We start from the raw sequence: 23,027 nt of genomic DNA on the forward strand, positions 1-23,027 counted from the left end.
ATGGCGCTCAGCGTGGAACTCATACGGGCCGACGTCGCCGACGTCCTGGGCGAGGACCCGGCCGACATCCCCGTCGACGAGAACCTCGTCGACTACGGCCTCGACTCGGTGCGCATCATGTCGCTCATCGAGCGCTGGCGCCGCGAGCACGACATCACGGCCACGTTCGTGGACCTGGCCGAACAGCCCGCCATCGAGGCCTGGGCGCCGATCCTAGGGGCCTCGGCATGAGGCTCACCGCTGCCCAGTCGGGCATGTGGTTCGCGCAGGCGCTCGACCCGGGCAGTCCGGCCCAGAACACGGCCGAGTGCCTGGAGATCCACGGTCCCGTCGACCCGGCGCTGTTCGCGCGGACGCTGCGCCAGGTGGTGTCGGAGGCCGACGCCCTGCGCGTACGGATCATCGAAGGGGCCGAGGGGCCGCAGCAGTTGGAGGTCGTCGACCCGACGCTGCCGCTGAAGGTGCGCGACCTGCGCGCCGCGTCCGACCCGGACGCCGAGGCGCAGGCGTGGATGCGCGAGGACCTGGCCACGCCGTTCGACCTGGCGGCCGGGCCGCTGTTCGCACACGCGTTGTTCCGCGTCGGCGACGAGCGGTGGCTGTGGTACCAGCGGGTGCACCACATCGTGATGGACGGCTTCGGCTACTCGCTGCTCGCCCGCCGTACCGCCGAGGTCTACACCGCGCTCGCCGCGGGCGACGAGCCCGGCGACAGCCCCTTCGGGCGCCTCGAGGACTTGGTCGCCGAGGACACCGCGTACCGATCCTCGGAGACGTTCGAGACTGACCGGCGCTTCTGGGACGGCGCCTTCGCCGACCGCCCCGACGCCCCCAACCTGGCCGGGCGGACCGCGCTGCCCTCCCGCACCTTCCACCGGCGCAGCGCCCACCTCTCCCCCGAGGCGACCTCGCGGCTGCGGGAGTCGGCGTCCTCGATGCGGGCGACCTGGCCCGAGGTGCTCGTCGCCGCGCAGGCTCTGTACGTCTCCCGGGCCACCGGCTCGGCCGAGGTCGTGCTCGGCCTGCCGATGATGGGCCGCATGGGTTCGGTGGCCCTTCGCGTGCCCGGCATGGTGATGAACGTGCTGCCGCTGCGGCTCACCGTGACCCCGCAGGCCACCTTCGCGGAGCTGACCCGGCAGGTGGTGCTCGGCATCCGCGCCGCCCGCCGCCACCAGCGTTACCGCTACGAGGACATCCGCCGCGACCTGGGCCTCCTCGGCGAGGGCCGGTCCCTGGTCGGGCCGCTGATCAACGTCATGCCGTTCGACTACGGGCTGACCTTCGCCGGCGCCCGTACCGACGCCCACAACCTGTCGGCGGGCCCGGTCGACGACCTCACGGTCAACGTCTACGACCGCGCCGACGGCAGCGGCCTGCGCATCGACTACGACGGTAATCCCGCCCTGTACGAGCCGGACGAACTCGGCGTCCACCAGGCGCGGTTCATGGAGCTCCTGGAGCGCATCGCCGACGCGGGACCGCACACCCCGCTGGCCGAGCACACCATCGCACGGCGTGTGGAACTCTCCCTGGTGACGGAGGAGTTCAACGCCACCGCGCACCCGGTGCCGCCCACCACGCTGATCGGCCCGATCGAGGGCCAGGCCGTCCGCACTCCGGATGCCACCGCCCTGGTCTTCGGCGATCAGGAGCTCACCTATGCCGAGCTGAACGCCCGCGCCAACCGCCTCGCCCACCATCTCGTCGAGGTCGGCGTACGTCCGGGCGCGCTCGCGGCGGTCGCCGTGCCCCGCTCCCTGGACCTGGTGATCACGCTCCTCGCCGTGCTGAAGGCGGGCGGTGCCTACCTCCCGCTCGACCCGGACTATCCGGCGGACCGCCTCGCGTACATGCTTCAGGACGCGGGCCCGGCCTGCGTGATCGCCGACCGCGCCGACCGGGTGCCCACGTCGGGCGTGCCGGTCGTCGCCCTGGACAGCCTGGACACGACGCCGTACGGCTCGTACGACCCGCCGCGCGCGCTCACCCCGCACCACCCCGCCTATGTCATCTACACGTCCGGTTCGACCGGCCGCCCCAAGGGCGTCGTCGTGCCACACTCGGCGATCGACAACCGGCTTCGCTGGATGCAGGCGACGTACGAACTCGGCGCCGGTGACCGGGTTTTGCAGAAGACGCCGTCCGGCTTCGACGTTTCGGTGTGGGAGTTCTTCTGGGCACTGCGGGTGGGCGCGACACTCGTCGTCGCCGAGCCCGGCGGCCACAAGGACCCGGCGTATCTCGCGCGCGTCATCCGCGAACAGGGCATCACTGTCTGCCACTTCGTGCCGTCGATGCTTCAGGTGTTCCTGTCCGAGCCCGCCGCCGGGGACTGCACGGGCCTGCGGCACGTCTTCTGCAGCGGCGAGGCGTTGCCGCGTGAGACGGTGCGGGAGTTCGGGCGCGTGCTCGACGGCGTGCCGCTGCACAATCTGTACGGTCCGACCGAGGCCGCCGTCGACGTGACGTACCACCCGTGCGCCACCGACGCGACGGGCCCGGTGCCGATCGGCAAGCCCGTCTGGAACACACGCCTGTACGTCCTGGACGCGGCGCTCCAGCCGTGCCCGCCCGGCATCCAGGGCGAGCTGTACCTCGCGGGGACGCAGCTGGCGAGCGAGTATCTAGGGCGGCCCGAACTGACCGCGTCCCGTTTCGTCGCCGACCCCTACGGCCCGCCCGGCACCCGTATGTACCGCACGGGTGATGTGGCGCGCTGGACCATGCACGGCGAGATCGAGTACCTGGGCCGCACCGACCATCAGGTGAAGCTGCGCGGCCTGCGCATCGAACTGGGCGAGATCGAAGCCGAGTTGGCCGCCGATCCGGTGGTGGGCGCGGCCGGCGTCCTGGTCCGCGAGGACCGGCCCGGCGATCAGCGGCTCGTGGGCTACGTGACGCCCTCCGACAGCGGGTCCGACCCCGATCCCGAGGAACTGCGCGCCCGGCTCGCCCGTACGCTGCCGGACTACATGGTGCCGGGCGCGATCCTCGTCCTGGACGAGTTCCCGCTCAGCCCGAACGGCAAGCTGGACCGGCGTGCCCTGCCCGCTCCCGCCTTCGAGGGCTCCGGCGACGGCGGCCGGGTGCCGAGCGGCCACCGCGAGGAGACGCTCACGCGACTCTTCGCCGAGATCCTCGGCGTGCCTCAACTGGGCGTGGACGACGCCTTCTTCGACCTGGGCGGCACCTCGCTCCTCGCGGCCCGCCTGGTCGCCAGGGTCCGTGACACGCTGGGCGCCGAGCTCACCATCGGCACGCTCTTCCAGGCGCAGACCCCGGCGGCGCTCGCCGCCCTCCTGGACGCGGACCACAGCGCGGCCGACCACTCCCTGGACGTGCTGCTTCCACTCCGCGCGGGCGGCGACCGCACCCCCCTGTTCGCCTTCCACCCGGCGGGCGGCATGAGCTGGTGCTACTCGGGGCTGCTCTCGCGGCTCGACCCCGGGCAGCCGGTGTACGGACTCCAGGCGCGCGGTCTGCGCGGCGAGGGTGAACTCCCCTCCACCATGGAGGAGATGGCGTCCGAGTATGTCGAGGCACTGCGAGCGGTTCGGCCGCACGGCCCCTACCGGCTGCTCGGCTGGTCGGTCGGCGGTGTCCTCGCCCATACGGTCGCCGTACTCCTGCAAGAGGCGGGCGAGGAGGTCGAGTTGCTCGCGCTGCTCGACGCCTACCCCTCGGACCAGTGGCGCGACGCCGTGGTCCCGGAGGAGGCGGACGCACTGGCGGCGCTGCTGCGGATGGCCGGCTACGACCGTACGGACGAGATGACCCGCGAGGACGTCCTGGCCACGCTGCAACGCGAGGGCAGCGCCCTGGCGGGCCTGCCCGACCGGACGCTGTCGGCGGTCCTCGACATCGTGGTCAACAACGCCCGCCTGATGCGCGAGCACGACCACCGTCCCTTCGAGGGCGACGCCCTGTTCTTCACGGCGGCCGCGCCGCGCGCCGAGGACTGGCTGACGAGGGAGGCCTGGGCGCCGTACGTCACCGGTTCGATCGACAACCATGACGTGGACTGCCTGCACCCGGAGCTGACCCAGCCGCGCCGCCTCGACGAGGTCTGCGCCGTCCTCGCCGCCCGCCTCAAGGAGCTGGACCACGCATGACGACGACACCCGGCCCCTTCGACCCGGTCGCCCCCGTCACCCCTGTCGGCGCCGACACCGAGCCGACCCACCTCGTCCTGGAGAACGCGCTCAGCGAGCACTCCCTGTGGCCGGTCTTCCGCGCCGCGCCCGAGGGCTGGACCACGGCGTACGGCCCCGAGACGTACGGCCGCTGCGTCGCCCGCCTCCAGGATCCGCCCGCGTGACGGAGATCCAGCTGGTCCACCCGGCCCCGCTCGACGTGTCGCTCCTCGACGCGGAGGAGCGGCGCCGGGCGGCGGCGTTGCGGCGCCCCGCGGATCGGGAGCTCTACGCGGCGGCGCACACCGCACTGCGGCGACGGCTTGGTGCGTACCTCGGCATCGATCCGGCGGCGGTGGAGCTGGTGCGGCTGCCGTGCCCGCTGTGTGGTGCCCCGCACGGCCGTCCCGCGGTGGCCGGAGGAGCGGGCCCGCACTTCTCCCTCTCCCACACGGACGGCCTGGCCCTGCTCGCCTTCGCTGACCGCCCGGTCGGCGCCGACGTGGAGAGGCTCCCGTCCGCGAACACGGTGGCAGACGTGGCAGCGTCCCTGCACCCACAGGAACAGACGGAGCTGCGCGAACTCCCGCCCGCTGAAAGGCCCTTGGCCTTCGCCCGCTGCTGGACGCGCAAGGAGGCATGCCTCAAGGGCACGGGCGAGGGCCTCGCCGGCAACGGCATGGCAGCACTCCTGGTGGGCACAGGCACCACACCCCTCGATGTCCAAGGCTGGACGATACGAGACGTGGCGACCCCGAAGGGCTACACGGCAGCAGTCGCCACTGCGAACTCACCGGCGCCCTGAGCTTGCGGCAGGCCGCGTCCGCCGCCCAACTGGGCGCAACACCCTGCACTACATCCGGGACAGGGCCACGGAGGCTCCCGCCCACCCCGGGCCTACGCGGCAGCAGTCGTCGCCGAGGGCTCACCCGGGGACTCCGTGCCCAGTAGCCCGACCAGCCCGTCCGCGAGTTCCGTGCGCCAGCACAGGTAGTCGTGCCCGCCATTGAACTCGCGGTACACGGCGTCCTCGTAGCCCTTCTCCCGCAGGGTGGCGCGCAGCCTGCGCATCGCGGGGAGCGCGACCCACTCCTGCTCGCCGGCCGACAGCCAGAACCGCACGGGCAGCTTCTCGGTCTCGGCGATGCGGCCGGTCAGCCACTCGGAGCGTTCGAGGTCGGGGCCGTCCGGCCACCAGAAGGACCCCGACTGCGCCAGGACGCGGCCGAACCGCCCCGGCGCGATCACTCCGGCGTACGCGGCAGTGAGACCGCCCAGGCTCTGCCCCGCGACCACGGTCCGCGCCGGATCGGCGGTCAGAGAGAGGCGCTCACCCGCCCAGGGCAACAGCTCGGCCTGGAGGAACCCGACGAACCGTTCGTTGCAGGCGAGTTCGGCCCAGCGCTGGTCGGCGCTCAGGGATTCGGGCAGCAGCGCGGCCAGGGGCGGGATGCGTCCGTCGGCGATGAGGTTGTCCAGGAGGGCCGCGACATCCAGGCCCGGCTGCCACATCTCGCCGTCCATGAGCACGAGGACGGGCAGGTCCTCTCCGCCACCCGGCGGCTCGTAGAGGTGCACCTGGCGTTCGTTGCCGAGGAGTTCACTGCGGACGGTGTGGGTGCTGACGGTGCCGCGCGGGACGCCATCGCGACGCCGCCAGTCGTCACCTGCCGGCGCCTGCGGCAGCTCGACGCACGAGACCGGCTCACCACCCCAACGACGGGTGAGAGTAAGCGAGTTGAACGGGTCGTATCGCTGTTGCTGCCGCAGCCAGGGCCAGTATCCGGCGTCGTCGGGCCCGGGCCCGCCCCCCTCGTCCACGCACAGGCTGTACGTCGCCCGCCAGTCCGCCCGCATCCGGATCGACCAGTGCCAGATGTCCGTGCCGGGCACCCGCTTCATCAGGTTCGGGGCCATGTCACGCGGGTCGACGATCTTGTTCGGCATGACGAGGACGGCTCGGGTCACATCCGTGCCGCGCCACAGGAAGGTGACCACTCGGTACTCGTCGTCGCCCCGCGGATCCGGTTCGACGACCGGCGATCCACCCACGGCCCGCACCGCGTCCCAGAAGCCGCCTTGCTCCACGCCCTGCTCCACGGCTCGTCCGACCCACGCACTGACCGCACGCTCGACGGGCCTCGGCCGCGGGATGCGGGGCGGCCGACGGGTCGCCCCGGTGGGAGGAGCGGTGAGCGGCATGGGGGAGCCTCCAGGGGTTCACTGCGTACGCATAGCTAAGGGTGACCTTACTTGAGCTGTTCACCCTTGGGCGACCAGGGCCGGGCCACATCCACACGCCCGGGGGCCGGCGGTACATTGCCGCCTATGTCGATACCGAATCCCCAGCCCAACCAGCCCAACCAGCCGCAGCAACCCTCGCAGCCCAATCCGTACCAGCAGACCCCGAATCCGTACCAGCAGCCCCCGGGTGCGGTTCCGCCCCAAGGCTCGCCTCAGCCCTATGGCCAGCCGCCCGGCCCGTACGGCCAGCAGCCGGGCCCCTACGGCCAGCCGCCCGCACCGCCCGCGCCCCCGGCAGGCCCGCGCAAGCCCACGCCCGGCTGGGTGTGGGGCATCGGCGGCGTCGTGGTCGCGTCGGCCCTGTGGGCGGGAGCGCTCTTCGCCACCGGCAACCTCGGCTCCACCGGCGACGACAGCGGTGACGGAGCGAGGGCCGACCTCGCCGGATACCAGTACGCCAAGAACCTCTGCGATGTCTCCCCGCTCGACGCGTTCAAGGAGAAGTACGAGATCGACCTGGACACCACATCGACCAGCCACTACGGCACACGGCAGAAGGGGTTCGACCAGAGTTACTGCAGCCGCAAGCTCAAGGACCCGGAGGCGGACGCCGACTCGTATTCGAGCATCTACGTCTACTCGACCGCCCGCTGGCACAAGGCCACCGACCCGAAGGGCGAGTTCGCCTCCGAGCAGAAGGCCTACGAGGACCAGTCGCAGAAGACGTACACCTACAAGACCAAGGCCGTCAGCGGCATCGGCGACGAGGCGTACCTGGTGACCGACACGAGCGGTGACGACCTCAGCGGCATGACGCTCGCCGTGCGGGAGGGCTGGTTCACCATCGAGACGCGCTGGAGCTACTACGGCGGCACGGACGACAAGACCGAGCCGCCAACCGCTTCGGAGGTCGAGGAGATGCTCAAGTCCGACACACGCGCGGCGATGGACGGGCTCAAGAAGTGAGAGACGGGTCCAAGAAGTGAGGGACAGGTCCAGGAGCTCCTGAACTCAGCACAGGGGCGGGGCGGGGCGGACGAGGCCCGACTGGTAGGCGATGACGACCAGTTGGGCGCGGTCCCGGGCATCGAGCTTGGTCATGGCGCGCTGGACGTGGGTGCGTACGGTCAGCGGGCTGACGAAGAGCGCGTCGGCGATCTCGGCGTTGGACTTCCCCTCGGCGACCAGGGCCATCACTTCCCGCTCGCGGGCGGTGAGCACGGCGAGGCTCTCCGGCGGCACCAAATGGCCGCCGGGGTCGGGGGTGGCGAGGAAGCGGGTGATGAGGGCGCGCGTGGCCGACGGGGAGAGCAGCGAATCGCCCGCGACCACGGTGCGGATCGCGCCGAGCAGTTCGTCGACGCCCACGTCCTTGCCGAGGAATCCGCTCGCTCCGGCGCGCAACGCCTGAGCCACGTACTCGTCGGTCTCGAACGTCGTGAGGATGAGGACGCGCGTGGCGGCGAGGTCCGGGTCGGCGCAGATCCGGGCGGTCGCGGCCAGACCGTCCGTGCCCGGCATGCGGATGTCCATGAGGGCGAGGTCCGGGCGGTGGGTATGGGCGAGTTCGAGGGCTTCCTTGCCGTCGGTGGCCTCGGCGACCACCTCCATGTCGTCGCAGGAGTCGATCAGGATGCGGAAGGTCGCCCGGAGGAGGGCCTGGTCGTCGGCAAGCAGGACGCGGAGGGTCATGTGGTGCGGTTCTCTTCCGTGTTCTCGGGGTGCGGCGGCAGGTGGGCGGTGACTTCGAACCCGCCTTCGGGGCGATGACCGGCGTGCAGGTGACCGCCGACGGAGTGGGCGCGTTCACGCATGCCTATGAGTCCGAAGCCGAGCCCGCCGGCGGGTGCGGCGGGCGCCGTGTGCTGTCCGTCGTCGGTGACCTTGAGGGTCAGGCCGTCGGGCGCGTGGATCAGGTGGACGTACGCCGTCTCCGTGCGGGCGTGTTTGCTGACGTTGGTGAGCGCTTCCTGCACGATCCGGAACGCTGTCAGATCGACCGCCGCCGAGAGCGGCTGCGGATCGCCCTCCGTGGTCACGGTGACCGTGAGCCCGGTGGAGGCGAACGACGCGGTGAGGTCGGCGAGCCGGGCGAGCCCGGGGGACGGTTCCAGGGGGGTATCGGTGTCGCTCGCCTGGCGCAGCAGCCCCACGGTGGCCTTGAGCTCCCGCAGCGCCGTCGCGGTGGTGCCCGTGAGGTCGGTCAGGATCTGCTTGGCCTGGTCGGGGTGGGTGGCCGCGAGGTGCGCGGCCGTGCCGGCCTGGGCGTTGGCCAGGGTCAGATGGTGGGCGACGACGTCGTGCAACTCCCGGGCGATGCGCATGCGTTCGGCGTGCGCGGCGCGGGCCCCCAGGGACTCCAGGTAGGCACGGCGCAACTGGACACCGCTGCCGAACATGGCCGACAGAAGAATCCAGGCGATGGGGTTCAGCGTCTTGAGCAGGAGCGAGTGGTTGACGGTGTCCGCGAACAGGGCCGTGCCGCCCACCAGGACGGCGACGGCCAGCGTGTACCCACGGGTGACCCTGCGGTCGCCGCCGACGGCCAGCCAGTAGAGCGCCGCCATGACCGGGCCGAGGAGCAGGGGCGTGAGCAGGAACCCCATCGCGCTCGTGCCCATGGCGCAGACCGTGGTCACGGCGACGACGGGGCGGGGATGGCTGCGCTGCCACAGCAGGGCCGTGCAGGCGACGGCCGAGGCCAGTACGCCGGCCCACCACACGGGCCGGTCGGAGGGATTGGTGGTGCTGAGCATGCTGCCGGAGAAGGAGACGCCGAACAGCAGCAGCGCCACGGCCGCGTCGGCGGCGCGGGGATGGGCCTCCGCGTGGCGCTGCCAGCTGGTGAGCATCGAATCTCCGATCAGGGGTCTTGAGCCATCGTCGGCCACGCGGCGCCCCGAGGGGCGCAGGGCCGCCTCGTGTCCCGCACGGGACGGCCCTGCGTCGCACTGCTCGGCCACGTGATCCTTCACGCGGTTTGTCAGGTACGCACCGGCTCACGACCGGCCGGCCGGGCGGGGGCCGGTATGACGGCGGACCTGCGGCCGAGCGCCTCGCCCTCCACGTCGACGCGGGGCAGCAGCCGGTCCAGCGGGCGCGGCAGCCACCAAGCCGCCCTCCCGAGCAGGGCCAGAACGGCGGGGACGAGCGCCATACGGACGACGAACGCGTCGAACAGGACGGCCGCGGCAAGTCCGAACCCGATCGTCTTGATCATGGATTCGCCCGCGCCGATGAACCCGGAGAACACCGCCATCATGATCAGCGCGGCCGCCACCACCACACGCGCGCTGTACCGGAAGCCGCTGACGACGGCCTGACCCGGCCGGTCCCCATGCACGTACGCCTCGCGCATACGTGCGACGAGGAACACCTCGTAGTCCATGGCGAGCCCGAACACGATGCCCACCAGGAAGATCGGCATCAGGCTCATGATCGGGCCGGTCTGCTCGACGCCGATGAGCCCGGCGCCCCAGCCCCACTGGAAGACGGCGACGACCGTGCCGAGGGCGGCGCCGACCGACAGGAGGAAGCCGAGGGCCGCCTTGACCGGGACGAGGACGGAGCGGAAGACCACCATGAGGAGCAACACGGCCAGGCCCACCACAACGGCCAGGTACGGGATCAGGGCGTCCTGGACCTTCTGCGCCATGTCGATGTTCATCGCGGTGGAGCCGGTGACCTCGAAGGTAGCCCCCTGGGTGGTGGCCTCGATCGCGGGACGGTCGCCGCGGATGCCGTGGACGAGCTCCTTGGTCTTCTGGTCGGTGGGAGCGGCGGCCGGTACGGCGGTGAACATCGCGGTGTCACCGGTGGGGTTGAACTGCGCGGGCGACACGGACACCACCCCTTTCGTGGCGCCGACGCGCTGCTCGACCGTCGCCACCGCGGCCTTCGGGTCGGCCGCCCCCTTGGCGTCGACGACTATGGTCAGCGGTCCGTTGAACCCGGGACCGAAGCCGTCGGCGAGAGCGTCGTAGGCGCGGCGTTCCGTGGTCGAGGTGGGCTTGGCCTCGTCCCCCGGCATGCCGAGCCGGAGATCGAGCACCGGCAGGGCCAGCGCGCCGAGCCCAGCGACGGAGGCGAGCAGCACGGGGACGGGACGGCGCAGAACGAACCTGGCCCAGCGGCTGCCGCCGTTGTTCTCGCCACCGTCCTTTTGGAGGTTGCCGCGCCTGCGGGTGGAGCGGGAGAGCACCGCGTTCGGCCAGAGGCCGAGCAGGGCCGGCACGAGAGTGAGCGCGATGACGACGGAGACGACGACCGCCCCGGCGGCGGCCAGACCCATCTTGGTCAGCATCGGGATGCCGACCACCGAGAGCCCGGCCAGCGCGATGACCACGGTGAGCCCGGCGAAGACGACCGCGGAACCGGCCGTCCCCGCGGCCAGGCCCGCCGCCTCCTGGGGCGCGTGCCCCTTGGCCCTCTCCTCGCGGTAGCGGGAGACGACGAACAGGGCGTAGTCGATGCCGCAGGCGAGGCCGAGCATCGTGGCCAGCGTGCCGGTCGTCGCGGAGAGACCGAGCGCGCTGCCCAGGGCCAGGATCGAGGCCATGCTGACGCCGACGCCGATGATCGCGGTGAGCAGCGGAAGCCCGGCCGCGGCCAGCGATCCGAAGGTGATCAGCAGGACGACGGCGGCGATGGCGACGCCGATCCCCTCGGCCGCCCCGCCCGCCTCGGGCTGGGTGGCGAGCGCGTTTCCGCCCGCCTCGACGGTCAGGCCCGCGTCCCTGGCCTCCTCCATGGCGTGCTCGATGGCCGTCTTGCTCCGGTCGGTGAGGTCGTCGGCCTCCACCTTGTACGTGACCGTCGCGTACGCCGTCGAGTCGTCGTCGCTCACGGCCCGCGCCTTGAACGGATCGGCCGCATGGGCGACTTGGGGCCCCTCGGCCGCCTCGTCCACGAACCTCTCGATGGCCTCGCGGCTCTCGGTGGCGGTGACCTTCTGCCCCTCGGGGGCGACGAAGACGATGCGTGCGCTCGCCCCGTCGGCCGCGGCCCCGGGGAAGCGCTGCTCCATCAGGTCGAATGCCTTCTGGGACTCGATGCCGGGCATGGAGTTGCCCTCGTCCGGGGCGGCGGGCGCCGTGACCGCGCCGAAGCCGACGGCACCGAGGGCCGCCGCCCACAGCAGGGCGACGTACCAGCGCCGCCGGAAGGCCAGACGGCCAAGGCGATAGAGAAGAGTAGCCACGGGCAGAGGTCTCCAGATCTGATCTCGGGTACCTCCACAGGTTCGCCGGGCGCGGGGGGCCCGGTCGTCGTGCGCCTGCAGTCAATCCGGCGTACTGATCTGGCAGTACTCAGTCCCGTCTCGTCATACGTGGGAGTTACTTCCCCATACGTGGGAGTTGCTTCCCCGCGGGCCGAGGTGGTTCACGGTCGCGGCCAGGGGTGGCCCTCCAGGCGCTCGATGTCGCTGTTGAAGCGCTGGAGGAAGCCCGCGAACGCGTCCACGTCCTCCGCCGACCAGTCGTCCATGACCTTCTCGAGACCCTGGGTGTATTCAGCACGGTCGGCGTCGAGTTGCCGCGCCCCCTCGGCGGAGATGCGGAACTTGCGGGCCATGCCGCCGTCGGGGTCCGGGATGCGCTCGACGAGGCCGCCGCGCATCATCGCGGCGGTCTGCCGGTTCAGGGTGGAGGCGTCGAGGCCGAAGGCGTCGGTGAGCTGGCCGATCGACATCGGTCCGTCCATCTGGATGCGGCTGAGCAGGATGTACGCGCTGCGGTCGAGGCGCCCGCCGGATGAGCGTGTGCGGGGGTTGAACAGGTGTGAATGCCGTCCGAGCAGCATCGTCTCGAATTCGACCCGCCGCACGGGCTTCTCCGTGCGGCCGGCGGACTTGCTGTGGCGGCGACCGGGCTTTTCCATGAGGACATTCTACTCAGCATGTGCATCATGCACTTCATGTGCATAGCACATACGGCCTTGGCTTCGGGGAGGCATGACAAAACCCCACGGCCTCAAAGAGACCGTGGGGTTCTGACTGACTGGTGTCCGAGGGGGGACTTGAACCCCCACGCCCGATAAAGGGCACTAGCACCTCAAGCTAGCGCGTCTGCCATTCCGCCACCCGGACTAGGTGTCTGCCGTTCGCGGGGTGTTCCCCGCGGCGACATGGACAACAATACCAAGCTTTCGGAGTGCCTTTCACCTGCGTATCCGTACGTCGGCGGGCGGATGCCCGGTGACCCGATCCGCGGCGTCTACAGTCTCACCATGAGTGACGGGCTGGTTACGGAAGTGCTCAGTGGTGCGAAGGTGCGGCGGCCCCGGCTGCTGTCCCCGTTGCGGGAGCATCTGCGGGACACCATGTGGTTCGCGCCGACCGCCGGGCTTGTGGGAGCGCTGGTTCTGTGGGCCGTCGCGGCGGAGGTGGACGAACGGATCGTGGCGCTGCTGCAGGAGGACGGTGACTTCGACACCGTCCGGAGCCTGATGGGGATCGCCGACGACGCCAAGCCGGTGATCAACACCATCGGCTCGGCCATGATGACCTTCATCGGTGTCGTCTTCAGTATCTCGCTGGTGGCCGTCCAGATGGCCAGCGGGCAGTTCAGCCCGCGGGTGGTGCGGCTGTACGTCAGGTCGCGGATCACCAAGATCACGCTCACCGTCTTCCTGGCGACGTTCCTGTTCTCGCTGATGACGCTGACGTCCTTCGACAGCGAGAGCGACCCGCGGCTTCTGACGAGCGTGCCGCTGATCGAGTCGCTCGTGGCGATGGCGATGGTGTTCCTGAGCCTGCTGCTCTTCGTCGCGTACGTGAACGGCACCCTCCGCATGATGCGGATCAGCTTCGTCATCGACCGGATCGCCCGGGAGTCGTTCCGGGTGGCCGTGAAACACCCCGCCGAAGGCGCGGTAGACGACGAACGCCTCGGCCCCGCCACCGCCCGGATCACTCACGACGGGCGGGCCGGAGTGCTGCGGGACGTGAACATCGCCCGCGTCGTGCGTGCGGCCGGACGCCACGGTGTGGTGCTGCGTCTGCTACCGCGCATCGGTGACTTCGTGGTGCCGGGAACGCCGGTGTTCACCGTGCACGGCGGTGCGGCGCCGCCCCCGCGCGCGATGCGGTACACGGTGTCCGTCAGCGTGGAGCGCACCTTCCACCAGGACCTCGGGTTCGGCCTTCGTCAGCTCGCCGACATCGCGCTGCGGGCCCTCTCCCCCGCGGTGAACGACCCGACCACCGCCGTGCAGGCCCTTGACCGCATCATCCAGTTCCTGGCCTCGCTGGCCGGCCATCCGCTGGGCGCCCTGCGCCACCGTGACCGGCGCGGGGCCGTGCGCATGGTGCAGCCCGTACCGGACTGGACCGCGCTGGTGGATCTCGGGTTCGCCGAGATCCGGGGGTGCTCGGTCGGTAACCCGCAGGTCACCCGGCGCATGGTGGCCGGTTTCGACGACCTGCTGCGGCTCGCGCCGGAGGAACGCAGGCAACCGCTCCTGCGCCACCGAGAACTCCTCGCGCAGGCGGTGGAACGCACGGTCCCGGAGGCCGCGGACCGCGCGTTCGCACTGCTGCCGGACCGGCAGGGCATCGGCTAGGCAATCGACCCCCTGCCGGACCCGGGCTCACGCCATCAGGTGGTAACTCGGGAAGTTCCCCGGCGGCCGTTCCAGTGCCGGGCCGTGTGTGACCGCGCGCACCAGCAGCTCACCGCCGACGAACGCGCCGCGCCAGGACGCGCCGAAACCGCCGAACAGCTCGTCACGGTCACCGCGCGAGCGGGGCTTGCCGCGGCCCGTCTTGAACGCGCGGATCTGCGGCGCGAGGCGTTCGTACGTCGCGGTGTCGTCGGTCGACAGCGTGGCGACCAGCGCTCCGTTCGACGCGTTCATGGCGGCGAGCAGCTCCGCCTCCGTGTCGACCAGGACGATGGTGTCGACCGGGCCGAAGGGCTCCGCGTGGTGCAGCGGGGATGACGGGGGCGGGTTGAGGAGCGTGACGGGGTGGACGTACGCGTCGGTGTCCTGGCCCGGCAGGAAGGCATCCGCCGCCGACGCGCCGCGGTACAGCGGCACCGCGCCACGGTCGATGGCCTCCGCCACCTGGTCGCCCAGCTCCTTGGCCTTGGCCGCGTTGATCAGCGGACCGAAGTCCAGCTGTGGGAACGCGTCGTCGGCGTGCTCGACCGCCAGGGGGTGACCGACGCGGACGGTGCGCACGGCCGGCAGGTAGGCGGCGAGGAACTCGTCGAAGAGGGCTCGCTGGACGACGAAGCGCGGGTACGCCGTGCAGCGTTGCTTGCCGTAGTCGAAGAGCTTGGGGATGACCGCGCTGAGCGCGTCCCAGTCGCTGTAGTTCCAGATGCCCCAGGTGTTCAGTCCTTCCTGTTCGAGGATGTGCCGCTTGCCGAGGTCGGCGACGGCGGTGGCGACGGCGGCGCCCGTGTCACGTCCGCCGACGAAGGAGACGCAGCCGATCTCGGGTGCGCGGACCAGCGCTTCGGACAGCTCGCCCCCGCTGCCGCTCACGAGGGTGACGGGAATCCCCTCGCGGGCGGCCAGGGCGCACGCGAGGGTCAGACAGGCGACGCCGCCATCGGTCGGGGCCTTGGCGATGACCGCGTTGCCCGCGAGTGCCTGTACCAACACTGCGTGAACGAGCACGCTCATCGGGTAGTTCCAGCTCGCGATGTTGGACACCGGACCGTCCAGCGGGGTCCGGCCCTCGACCATCGGCTCGATGCCGTCGACGTACCAGCGCACACCGTCGATGGCCCGGTCGACGTCGGCCTGGGCGAGCCGCCAGGGCTTGCCGATCTCCCAGACGAGGAGGAGCGCGAGCAGTTCGCGGTGTTCGGTGAGGGCGTCGAGGGTGGCGGCGACGCGGGCGCGCCGTTCGTCCAGCGGGACGTGACGCCAGGCCCGGTGCTGGTCGAGTGAGGCGCGTACGGCCTGCTGGGCGGTGGCGGCGTCGAGGCGCGGCGGGCCCGCGATGGGGCTGCCGTCGACGGGGGACGTGGCGGGCAGGGTCCGGCCGTCCGCCTGCCAGGTGCCGTTCCAGAGATTCAGTACGCGGTCGTCGCGGAATGCCTCGGGCGCGACGGCGACGCAGCGTCGCCAGGCGTCGGCCCAGGCCGTGCCGGCTTTGAGGACGCGGGGGTGGGTGAGGGTGGGTGCCATTCGGGGTTCTCCGCTCACGGTGCACAAGTCGGGGCGGGAGGTGCATGGCTCGCGCGGGTGCCGCTCGGTTCGCGGTCCGCGCGTATGTGCTGGGGGACGGTAGTGCAGTCAGCGCCTGTCACCTATGAGTGACATCACGCCCCGAGTTGGTTGAGAACGAGGCGGGCCGTTTCCGTCGGTGTGGCGCCGACCCGTACTCCTGCCGCTTCCAGCGCCTCCTGCTTCGCGCGTGCGGTGCCGGACGAGCCCGAGACGATGGCTCCCGCGTGGCCCATGGTCTTGCCCTCGGGTGCGGTGAAGCCGGCGATGTAGGCGACGACGGGCTTGGTGACGGCCTGTTGGATGTAGGTGGCCGCGCGTTCCTCCGCGTCGCCGCCGATCTCTCCGATGAGGACGATCAGTTCGGTGTCGGGGTCGTCCTCGAAAGCGGCGAGGCAGTCGATGTGTGTGGTGCCGACGACGGGGTCGCCGCCGATGCCGACGCAGGTGGAGAAACCGATGTCGCGCAGCTCGTACATGAGTTGGTAGGTGAGCGTGCCGGACTTCGACACCAGGCCGATGCGTCCGGACTTGGTGATGTCGGCGGGGATGATGCCCGCGTTGGCCTGGCCGGGGGTGATGAGCCCCGGGCAATTGGGGCCGACGACGCGTGTGCCGCGCTCCTTGGCGTAGGCGTGGAAGGCGACGGAGTCGTGTACGGGGATGCCCTCCGTGATGACCACGGCGAGGCCGATCCCGGCGTCGGCGGCCTCGACGACCGCCGCCTTGCAGAAGGCGGGCGGCACGAAGACCACGGTGACGTCGGCGCCCGTGGCCTCGATGCCTGCACGGACGGATCCGAAGACGGGGACGGCCCGGTCGTCGAAGTCGATGGTGCGGCCGGCCTTGCGGGGGTTGACGCCCCCGACGACGTCCGTCCCGGCCGCGAGCATGCGGCGGGTGTGCTTCATGCCCTCGGCGCCGGTCATGCCCTGGACGAGGACCTTGCTCTCCTTGGTGAGGTAGATCGCCATGTCCCGGCTCCTTAGGCTGCGTTGGTGTGACCGGCGAGTTCAGCGGCTCGGCGTGCGGCGCCGTCCATCGTGGTGGCCTGCTGGACCAGGGGGTGGGAGCGGGCGTCGAGGATGGCGCGGCCGCGTACGGCGTTGTTGCCGTCGAGTCGGACCACCAGCGGCTTGGTCAACTGGACGGATTCCAGGGCCTGGACGATGCCGTCGGCGACGGCGTCGCATGCGGTGATGCCGCCGAAGACATTGACGAAGACGGACTTGACCGCGGGGTCGGAGAGGATGACGGAGAGCCCGTCGGCCATGATCTGGGCGGAGGCACCGCCTCCGATGTCGAGGAAGTTCGCGGGGCGCGCTCCGCAGCCCGCGACCACGTCGAGGGTGGACATGACGAGGCCCGCGCCGTTGCCGATGATGCCGACCTCGCCGTCGAGCTTGACGTAGTTGAGGCCCTTGGAGGCTGCGGCCGACTCCAGCGGGTCGTCGTGGGCGGAGTCGTCGGTACCCCAGCGGGCCTGGCGGAAGCGGGCGTTGTCGTCCAGGGTGACCTTGCCGTCGAGGGCGAGGATCTCTCCCTGGGCGGTCCGGACGAGGGGATTCACCTCTACGAGGAGGGCGTCTTCGCGGATCAGTACCTGCCACAGCTTGACCAGGACGCCGGCGGTGGCCTCGGGCAGTCCCGCCGCGGCAGCGATCTCGGCGGCCTTCGCATCGGTTACCCCTTCCGCCGGGTCGATCTCCACGCGCGCGACGGCCTCCGGCCGGCTCGCCGCCACCTCCTCGATCTCCATGCCGCCCTCGGCGGACGCGATCGCGAGGAAGCGCCCCGCCGCGCGGTCCAGTACGTACGAGACGTAGAACTCGGCTTCGATCTCGACGGGTTGGGCCACCATCACCTTGTGCACGGTGTGGCCCTTGATGTCCATGCCGAGGATCTGGCGTGCGGTGATCTCGGCGGCGGCCGCGTCCGCGACCACCTTCACGCCGCCCGCCTTGCCGCGTCCGCCGGTCTTCACCTGGGCCTTGACGACGACGCGTCCGCCCAGGCGTTCGGCGCCCGCGCGCGCTTCCTTCGCCGTGTCGGCGACATCCGCTCGCGGCACCAAGATGCCGTGTTCCTCGAAGAGTTCTCTTGCCTGGTGCTCGAACAGGTCCATTCCGGCTCCTGACGCCTTGTCGTTCCGGGGAGCGAACCCCCCGCCTCCGAAAAGTGCCGCACGCCCCCTGGACACCACTGACCGGATGCGGGATAACAAGCTTCATACAGTATTCGTCGACTGTATGCAATCTACCGCGAGAGCACCTACGAGCAGCGTGTGAGCGCTCCAACTCCCCTACGAAGGGACAGGACTTCGCCATGCCCGACGGCAGCAGCGACACGAACCAAACCCACATCTCCGGTGGGCATCTGGTTGCCAAGGCACTCAAAGCAGAGGGTGTGGAGGTCATCTACACCCTGTGCGGCGGCCACATCATCGACATCTACGACGGCTGCGTCGACGAGGGGATCGATGTCGTCGACGTACGCCACGAGCAGGTCGCCGCCCACGCGGCCGACGGCTACGCGCGCCTCACCGGAAAGCCCGGATGCGCCGTGGTGACGGCAGGCCCCGGAACGACGGACGCCGTCACGGGCGTCGCGAACGCCTTCCGCGCGGAGTCCCCCATGCTGCTGATCGGCGGCCAGGGAGCGCACACCCAGCACAAGATGGGCTCACTCCAGGACTTGCCGCACGTCGACATGATGACGCCCATCACCAAGTTCGCCGCGACGGTGCCGGACACGGCGCGCGCCGCCGACATGGTATCGATGGCCTTCCGCGAGTGCTTCCACGGCGCTCCGGGACCGTCCTTCCTGGAGATACCGCGCGATGTGCTCGACGCCAAGGTGCCGGTGGACAAAGCCCGGGTGCCGCAGGCCGGGCAGTACCGTGCGTCGACCCGCTCCACCGGTGACCCCGAGGCCGTCGAGAAGCTCGCCGACCTGCTCGTGCACGCCGAGAAGCCCGCGATCCTGCTGGGCAGCCAGGTGTGGACGACTCGGGGCACCGCATCCGCCATCGAACTCGTGCGGACCCTGAATGTGCCCGCCTACATGAACGGCGCGGGCCGCGGGACCCTGCCGCCCGGCGACCCGCACCACTTCCAGCTCTCGCGGCGGTACGCCTTCTCCAACGCCGACCTCATCGTCATCGTGGGGACGCCCTTCGACTTCCGTATGGGCTACGGGAAGCGGCTCTCCCCGGACGCCACGGTCGTGCAGATCGACCTCGACTACCGCACCGTCGGCAAGAACAGGGACATCGACCTGGGCATCGTCGGTGACGCCGGGCTCATCCTGAAGTCGGTCACCGAGGCCGCCTCCGGACGTCTCAACGGAGGCGCCTCCAAGCGCAAGGAGTGGCTCGACGAGCTGCGTGCCGCCGAGCAGACAGCGATCGAGAAACGGCTGCCGAACCTGAAGTCCGACGCCTCGCCCATCCACCCCTACCGCCTCGTCAGCGAAATCAACGACTTCCTTACCGAAGACTCGATCTACATCGGCGACGGCGGCGACATCGTCACCTTCTCCGGGCAGGTCGTGCAGCCCAAGTCGCCCGGCCACTGGATGGACCCCGGACCGCTCGGCACGCTCGGCGTCGGCATCCCCTTCGTGCTCGCCGCCAAGCAGGCGCGGCCCGACAAGGAGGTGGTGGCCCTCTTCGGAGACGGCGCCTTCTCGCTGACGGGATGGGACTTCGAGACCCTCGTCCGCTACAACCTGCCCTTCGTCGGGATCGTCGGCAACAACTCCTCGATGAACCAGATCCGTTACGGCCAGAAGGCCAAGTACGGCGAGGAGCGCGAACGGATCGGCAACACCCTCGGCGACGTCCACTACGACAAGTTCGCCCAGATGCTCGGCGGCTACGGCGAAGAGGTACGCGACCCCGCCGACATCGGCCCGGCGCTGCAGCGGGCGCGCGAGTCGGGCAAGCCCTCGCTGATCAACGTCTGGGTCGACCCGGACGCGTACGCCCCCGGGACCATGAACCAGACCATGTACAAGTGAGGAGCCCGCGCGATGACGACCAAGGCTCTTGAGGGCGTACGCGTCCTCGACATGACACACGTCCAGTCCGGGCCCTCCGCCACCCAGCTGCTCGCCTGGCTCGGTGCGGACGTGGTGAAGCTGGAGGCGCCCTCCGGAGACATCACGCGCAAGCAGCTGCGTGATCTCCCGGACGTCGACTCCCTCTACTTCACGATGCTCAACTGCAACAAGCGGAGCATCACCCTCAACACGAAGACCGAGCGGGGCAAGGAACTCCTGACGGAGCTGATCCGGCGCTCCGACGTGATGGTCGAGAACTTCGGTCCCGGCGCCGTGGACCGGATGGGCTTCACCTGGGAACGCATCCAGGAGATCAACCCGCGGATCGTCTACGCCTCGATCAAGGGCTTCGGAGAGGGCCCCTACACCAACTTCAAGGCCTACGAAGTGGTGGCGCAGGCCATGGGCGGCTCCATGTCGACCACCGGCTTCGAGGACGGTCCGCCGCTCGCCACCGGCGCCCAGATCGGCGACTCCGGGACCGGCATCCACGCCGTGGCCGGCATTCTCGCCGCCCTCTTCCAGAGGGAGAACACCGGTCGCGGGCAGCGCGTGAACGTGGCCATGCAGCACGCCGTGCTCAACCTGTGCCGGGTCAAGCTGCGCGACCAGCAGCGCCTGGCGCACGGACCGCTCGCCGAGTACCCGAACGACGACTTCGGGGACGAGGTGCCGCGCTCGGGCAACGCGAGCGGCGGCGGGCAGCCCGGCTGGGCGGTCAAGTGCGCGCCCGGCGGCCCGAACGACTACGTGTACGTCATCGTGCAGCCCGTCGGCTGGCAGCCGCTCACCGAGCTCATCGGGCGTCCCGAGCTGGCGGAGGACCCCGAGTGGGCCTCTCCGGAGTCGCGGCTTCCCAAGCTCGGCAAGATGTTCCAGCTGATCGAGGAGTGGTCCTCGACGCTCCTCAAGTGGGAGGTCCTGGAGCGGCTGAACGCTCACAACATCCCCTGCGGCCCGATCCTCTCCACCAAGGAGATCATCGAGGACGCCTCGCTGGCCGCGAACGAGATGGTCGTCGAGGTCGCGCATTCCCAGCGCGGCTCCTTCACCACGGTCGGTTCCCCGTTGAAGCTGTCGGACTCCCCCGTCAACGTGGTCAGTTCGCCGCTTCTCGGCGAGCACAACGCGGAGGTCTTCGTCGGTGAGCTCGGCCTCGGTGACGAGGAACTGCGTCTGCTCAAGTCGAACGGAGTGATCTGATTGATGGCCGAAGACCGCGCACTGACGGTGCGGGCGCTCCTCGACTCGGTGCGCGCGGAGGGGCGGTCCTCCCTGACGGCTCCGGAGGGCAAGATCCTCGCGGACGCGTACGGGATCGCCGTACCGGGCGAGGAGCTGGCGACGGACGTGGACGAGGCGGTGGCGCACGCGGCTCGCTTCGAGGGGCCCGTCGTCATGAAGATCGTCTCCCCCGACATCCTGCACAAGACCGACGCGGGTGGCGTCATCGTCGGCGTGGAGGGGGCCACCGACGTACGGGCCGCCTTCTGCGAGATCGTGAAGAACGCGCGCGCGTACGCGCCAGAGGCACGTATCGAGGGTGTGCAGGTGCAGGAACTGCTCCCCTCCGGGCAGGAAGTGATCGTCGGGGCGGTGACCGACTCGACGTTCGGGAAGGTCGTCGCCTTCGGGCTCGGCGGCGTACTCGTCGAGGTCCTCAAGGACGTCACCTTCCGGCTCGCGCCGGTCGACGCGGACGAGGCCGCCTCGATGCTCGACTCCATCCGTGCCGCGGAGGTCTTGCGCGGCGTGCGGGGAGCGCCCGCGGTGGACCGGTGGGCCGTCGCCGAGCAGATACGCCGGGTGTCCCAACTGGTGACCGACTTCCCGGAGATCGCCGAGGTGGACCTCAACCCGGTCATCGCCACCCCGGAGGGCGCGATCGCCGCGGACATCCGCGTGATCCTCTCCGAAGGGGTCACGAAACCGCGCCGTACGTACACGCGTGAGGAGATGCTCACGTCGATGCGGCGGCTGATGGAGCCCCGTTCCGTCGCCGTGATCGGCGCCTCCAACGAACCGGGCAAGATCGGCAACTCGGTGATGCGCAACCTCATCGACGGCGGCTTCTCCGGCGAGATCCATCCGGTGAACCCCAAGGCCGATGACATCTTGGGCCGCAAGGCGTACAAGAGTGTCACGGACGTTCCCGGTGAGGTGGATGTGGCGGTCTTCGCGATCCCCGCAAAGTTCGTGGCGTCGGCCTTGGAGGAGGTGGGTCGCAAGGGCATCCCCAACGCGGTCCTGATCCCCTCCGGGTTCGCCGAGACCGGTGAACAGGGCCTCCAGGACGAGATCGTGGAGATCGGCGAGCGGCTCGGAGTGCGACTGCTCGGCCCGAACATCTACGGCTACTACTCGACGTGGCACGACCTGTGCGCCACGTTCTGCACGCCGTACGACGTCAAGGGCGGGGTCGCCCTGACGAGCCAGTCCGGCGGCATCGGGATGGCCATCCTCGGCTTCGCGCGCACCACGAAGACGGGCGTTTCGGCGATCGTCGGCCTCGGCAACAAGTCCGACCTGGACGAGGACGACCTCCTCACCTGGTTCGGCGAGGACCCCCACACGAAGTGCATCGCCATGCACCTGGAGGACCTCAAGGACGGGCGTGCCTTCGTGGAGGCCGCACGGGCGACCGTCCCGAAGAAGCCGGTCGTGGTCCTGAAGGCCGGACGTACGGCCGCCGGGGCGAAGGCCGCCGGATCGCACACGGGCGCTCTGGCGGGCGATGACGCCGTGTACGACGACATCCTCAGGCAGGCGGGCGTGATCAGGGCGCCGGGGCTCAACGAGATGCTGGAGTACGCGCGCGCGTTGCCGGTGCTCCCCACCCCGCAGGGCGACAACATCGTGATCATCACGGGCGCCGGCGGCTCCGGGGTGCTGCTCTCCGACGCGGTGACCGACAACGGGCTGCGCCTCATGGAGATCCCCGACGACCTGGACGCGTCCTTCCGGGCCTTCATCCCGCCCTTCGGGGCGGCGGGGAACCCCATCGACATCACCGGGGGCGAGCCGCCGTCGACGTACGAGGCGACCATCAGGCTCGGCCTCGAGGACCCGCGTATTCACGCGCTCGTCCTGGGTTACTGGCACACCATCGTGACCCCTCCCATGGTCTTCGCCGAACTGACGGCCCGCGTGATCGCCGAGTTCCGTGAGCGCGGCATCGAGAAGCCCGTCGTGGCATCCCTGGCGGGCGACGTCGAGGTGGAGGAGGCCTGCCAGTACCTCTTCGAGCGGGGCGTCGTGGCGTATCCGTACACCACGGAGAAGCCGGTCGCCGCGCTCGGCGCGAAGTACCGGTGGGCCCGAGCGGCCGGCCTGTTGGGGGGGCGGTCGATGAGGTGACCGGTGTTGGGTCCTGCCGGCGGTGCGCGTCGGCAGGACCCGGGG

The 23,027-nt window shown here is 70.5% G+C and carries 17 protein-coding genes and 1 tRNA gene; 9 read left to right on the forward strand and 9 right to left on the reverse strand.

Annotated features, from left to right (window positions below; translation table 11 throughout):
- Genes ACWGIH_RS01140 through ACWGIH_RS01155 form a run of 4 tightly spaced genes read left to right on the forward strand, consistent with a single transcriptional unit; the run spans position 1 to position 4,941 of the window.
- The gene (locus tag ACWGIH_RS01140; protein ID WP_453443839.1) at positions 1 to 231 is read left to right on the forward strand and encodes a phosphopantetheine-binding protein; all 231 of its coding nucleotides are present in this window, start codon (positions 1 to 3) and stop codon (positions 229 to 231) included.
- On the forward strand, positions 228 to 4,115 hold the full coding sequence (locus ACWGIH_RS01145; RefSeq protein ID WP_453443837.1) for an amino acid adenylation domain-containing protein: 3,888 nt from the start codon (positions 228 to 230) through the stop codon (positions 4,113 to 4,115). Before ACWGIH_RS01140 ends, ACWGIH_RS01145 begins: the two co-directional genes overlap by 4 nt.
- A complete protein-coding gene (locus tag ACWGIH_RS01150; RefSeq protein WP_453443835.1) occupies positions 4,112 to 4,321 on the forward strand; it encodes an MbtH family NRPS accessory protein in 210 nt (69 codons plus the stop codon). The genes ACWGIH_RS01145 and ACWGIH_RS01150 overlap by 4 nt, the downstream gene beginning before the upstream one ends.
- Positions 4,318 to 4,941, forward strand: a complete 624-nt coding sequence (locus ACWGIH_RS01155) for a 4'-phosphopantetheinyl transferase family protein (RefSeq protein ID WP_453443833.1) — start codon at positions 4,318 to 4,320, stop codon at positions 4,939 to 4,941. Before ACWGIH_RS01150 ends, ACWGIH_RS01155 begins: the two co-directional genes overlap by 4 nt.
- 92 nt (positions 4,942 to 5,033) lie before the next feature.
- Here the strand turns inward: ACWGIH_RS01155 and fes are convergent, their stop codons facing one another.
- Positions 5,034 to 6,338: an enterochelin esterase gene (gene fes, locus ACWGIH_RS01160; protein WP_453443831.1), complete on the reverse strand. Its 1,305-nt coding sequence runs from the start codon at positions 6,336 to 6,338 to the stop codon at positions 5,034 to 5,036.
- A 126-nt stretch (positions 6,339 to 6,464) separates the two neighbouring features.
- Here fes and ACWGIH_RS01165 point away from each other — a divergent pair, with 126 nt between their 5' ends.
- Positions 6,465 to 7,346: a hypothetical protein gene (locus ACWGIH_RS01165; RefSeq protein WP_453443829.1), complete on the forward strand. Its 882-nt coding sequence runs from the start codon at positions 6,465 to 6,467 to the stop codon at positions 7,344 to 7,346.
- 45 nt (positions 7,347 to 7,391) lie between these two features.
- On the opposite strand, the gene ACWGIH_RS01170 is transcribed toward ACWGIH_RS01165, so the two are convergent.
- The 5 genes from ACWGIH_RS01170 to ACWGIH_RS01190 form a co-directional block, all read right to left on the reverse strand.
- On the reverse strand, positions 7,392 to 8,072 hold the full coding sequence (locus ACWGIH_RS01170; RefSeq protein WP_453443826.1) for a response regulator transcription factor: 681 nt from the start codon (positions 8,070 to 8,072) through the stop codon (positions 7,392 to 7,394).
- A complete protein-coding gene (locus ACWGIH_RS01175) occupies positions 8,069 to 9,232 on the reverse strand; it encodes a sensor histidine kinase (RefSeq protein WP_453443824.1) in 1,164 nt (387 codons plus the stop codon). Before ACWGIH_RS01175 ends, ACWGIH_RS01170 begins: the two co-directional genes overlap by 4 nt.
- Before the next feature lie 131 nt (positions 9,233 to 9,363).
- Positions 9,364 to 11,580, reverse strand: coding sequence for an MMPL family transporter (locus tag ACWGIH_RS01180; protein WP_453443823.1), 2,217 nt, complete (start codon positions 11,578 to 11,580; stop codon positions 9,364 to 9,366).
- 182 nt (positions 11,581 to 11,762) lie between these two features.
- Positions 11,763 to 12,260, reverse strand: a complete 498-nt coding sequence (locus ACWGIH_RS01185; RefSeq protein WP_453443821.1) for a MarR family winged helix-turn-helix transcriptional regulator — start codon at positions 12,258 to 12,260, stop codon at positions 11,763 to 11,765.
- 120 nt (positions 12,261 to 12,380) lie between these two features.
- Positions 12,381 to 12,468: transfer RNA gene (locus tag ACWGIH_RS01190), tRNA-Leu, on the reverse strand.
- 140 nt (positions 12,469 to 12,608) lie between these two features.
- Between ACWGIH_RS01190 and ACWGIH_RS01195 the strand changes: the two genes are divergently transcribed.
- Positions 12,609 to 13,943 carry a DUF2254 domain-containing protein gene (locus tag ACWGIH_RS01195; protein ID WP_453443820.1) on the forward strand — a complete coding sequence of 445 codons (1,335 nt, stop codon included), beginning with the start codon at positions 12,609 to 12,611 and terminating at the stop codon, positions 13,941 to 13,943.
- Positions 13,944 to 13,970: 27 nt separating this feature from the next.
- Here the strand turns inward: ACWGIH_RS01195 and ACWGIH_RS01200 are convergent, their stop codons facing one another.
- The 3 genes from ACWGIH_RS01200 to sucC form a co-directional block, all read right to left on the reverse strand.
- Entirely contained in the window at positions 13,971 to 15,524 is a 1,554-nt protein-coding gene (locus tag ACWGIH_RS01200; protein WP_453443818.1) for an aldehyde dehydrogenase family protein, read from the reverse strand.
- Positions 15,525 to 15,658: 134 nt separating this feature from the next.
- Positions 15,659 to 16,537, reverse strand: a complete 879-nt coding sequence (gene sucD / locus ACWGIH_RS01205; RefSeq protein ID WP_453443816.1) for a succinate--CoA ligase subunit alpha — start codon at positions 16,535 to 16,537, stop codon at positions 15,659 to 15,661.
- 11 nt (positions 16,538 to 16,548) lie between these two features.
- Positions 16,549 to 17,688, reverse strand: a complete 1,140-nt coding sequence (gene sucC / locus ACWGIH_RS01210; protein WP_453443814.1) for an ADP-forming succinate--CoA ligase subunit beta — start codon at positions 17,686 to 17,688, stop codon at positions 16,549 to 16,551.
- A gap of 200 nt (positions 17,689 to 17,888) precedes the next feature.
- Between sucC and ACWGIH_RS01215 the strand changes: the two genes are divergently transcribed.
- Genes ACWGIH_RS01215 through ACWGIH_RS01225 form a run of 3 tightly spaced genes read left to right on the forward strand, consistent with a single transcriptional unit; the run spans position 17,889 to position 22,982 of the window.
- Entirely contained in the window at positions 17,889 to 19,583 is a 1,695-nt protein-coding gene (locus ACWGIH_RS01215) for a thiamine pyrophosphate-binding protein (protein ID WP_453443812.1), read from the forward strand.
- A 12-nt stretch (positions 19,584 to 19,595) separates the two neighbouring features.
- Positions 19,596 to 20,828, forward strand: a complete 1,233-nt coding sequence (frc, locus tag ACWGIH_RS01220; protein ID WP_453443811.1) for a formyl-CoA transferase — start codon at positions 19,596 to 19,598, stop codon at positions 20,826 to 20,828.
- Positions 20,829 to 20,831: 3 nt separating this feature from the next.
- Positions 20,832 to 22,982 (forward strand): acetate--CoA ligase family protein, encoded by a 2,151-nt coding sequence (locus ACWGIH_RS01225; RefSeq protein WP_453443809.1) that lies wholly within the window; start codon positions 20,832 to 20,834, stop codon positions 22,980 to 22,982.
- Positions 22,983 to 23,027: the final 45 nt, after the last annotated feature.

Source organism: Streptomyces sp. NPDC054872 (assembly GCF_053610705.1).

What these genes read in the sequence shown, in the direction of transcription:
- ACWGIH_RS01185 (WP_453443821.1), bottom strand. Translation starts at nt 12,260, where the DNA reads ATGGAAAAGCCCGGTCGCCGCCACAGCAAGTCCGCCGGCCGCACGGAG.
- ACWGIH_RS01225 (WP_453443809.1), top strand. Translation starts at nt 20,832, where the DNA reads ATGGCCGAAGACCGCGCACTGACGGTGCGGGCGCTCCTCGACTCGGTG.
- ACWGIH_RS01195 (WP_453443820.1), top strand. Translation starts at nt 12,609, where the DNA reads ATGAGTGACGGGCTGGTTACGGAAGTGCTCAGTGGTGCGAAGGTGCGG.
- ACWGIH_RS01200 (WP_453443818.1), bottom strand. Translation starts at nt 15,524, where the DNA reads ATGGCACCCACCCTCACCCACCCCCGCGTCCTCAAAGCCGGCACGGCC.
- ACWGIH_RS01170 (WP_453443826.1), bottom strand. Translation starts at nt 8,072, where the DNA reads ATGACCCTCCGCGTCCTGCTTGCCGACGACCAGGCCCTCCTCCGGGCG.
- sucD (WP_453443816.1), bottom strand. Translation starts at nt 16,537, where the DNA reads ATGGCGATCTACCTCACCAAGGAGAGCAAGGTCCTCGTCCAGGGCATG.
- ACWGIH_RS01215 (WP_453443812.1), top strand. Translation starts at nt 17,889, where the DNA reads ATGCCCGACGGCAGCAGCGACACGAACCAAACCCACATCTCCGGTGGG.
- fes (WP_453443831.1), bottom strand. Translation starts at nt 6,338, where the DNA reads ATGCCGCTCACCGCTCCTCCCACCGGGGCGACCCGTCGGCCGCCCCGC.
- ACWGIH_RS01145 (WP_453443837.1), top strand. Translation starts at nt 228, where the DNA reads ATGAGGCTCACCGCTGCCCAGTCGGGCATGTGGTTCGCGCAGGCGCTC.
- ACWGIH_RS01150 (WP_453443835.1), top strand. Translation starts at nt 4,112, where the DNA reads ATGACGACGACACCCGGCCCCTTCGACCCGGTCGCCCCCGTCACCCCT.
- ACWGIH_RS01140 (WP_453443839.1), top strand. Translation starts at nt 1, where the DNA reads ATGGCGCTCAGCGTGGAACTCATACGGGCCGACGTCGCCGACGTCCTG.
- ACWGIH_RS01175 (WP_453443824.1), bottom strand. Translation starts at nt 9,232, where the DNA reads ATGCTCACCAGCTGGCAGCGCCACGCGGAGGCCCATCCCCGCGCCGCC.
- sucC (WP_453443814.1), bottom strand. Translation starts at nt 17,688, where the DNA reads ATGGACCTGTTCGAGCACCAGGCAAGAGAACTCTTCGAGGAACACGGC.
- frc (WP_453443811.1), top strand. Translation starts at nt 19,596, where the DNA reads ATGACGACCAAGGCTCTTGAGGGCGTACGCGTCCTCGACATGACACAC.
- ACWGIH_RS01165 (WP_453443829.1), top strand. Translation starts at nt 6,465, where the DNA reads ATGTCGATACCGAATCCCCAGCCCAACCAGCCCAACCAGCCGCAGCAA.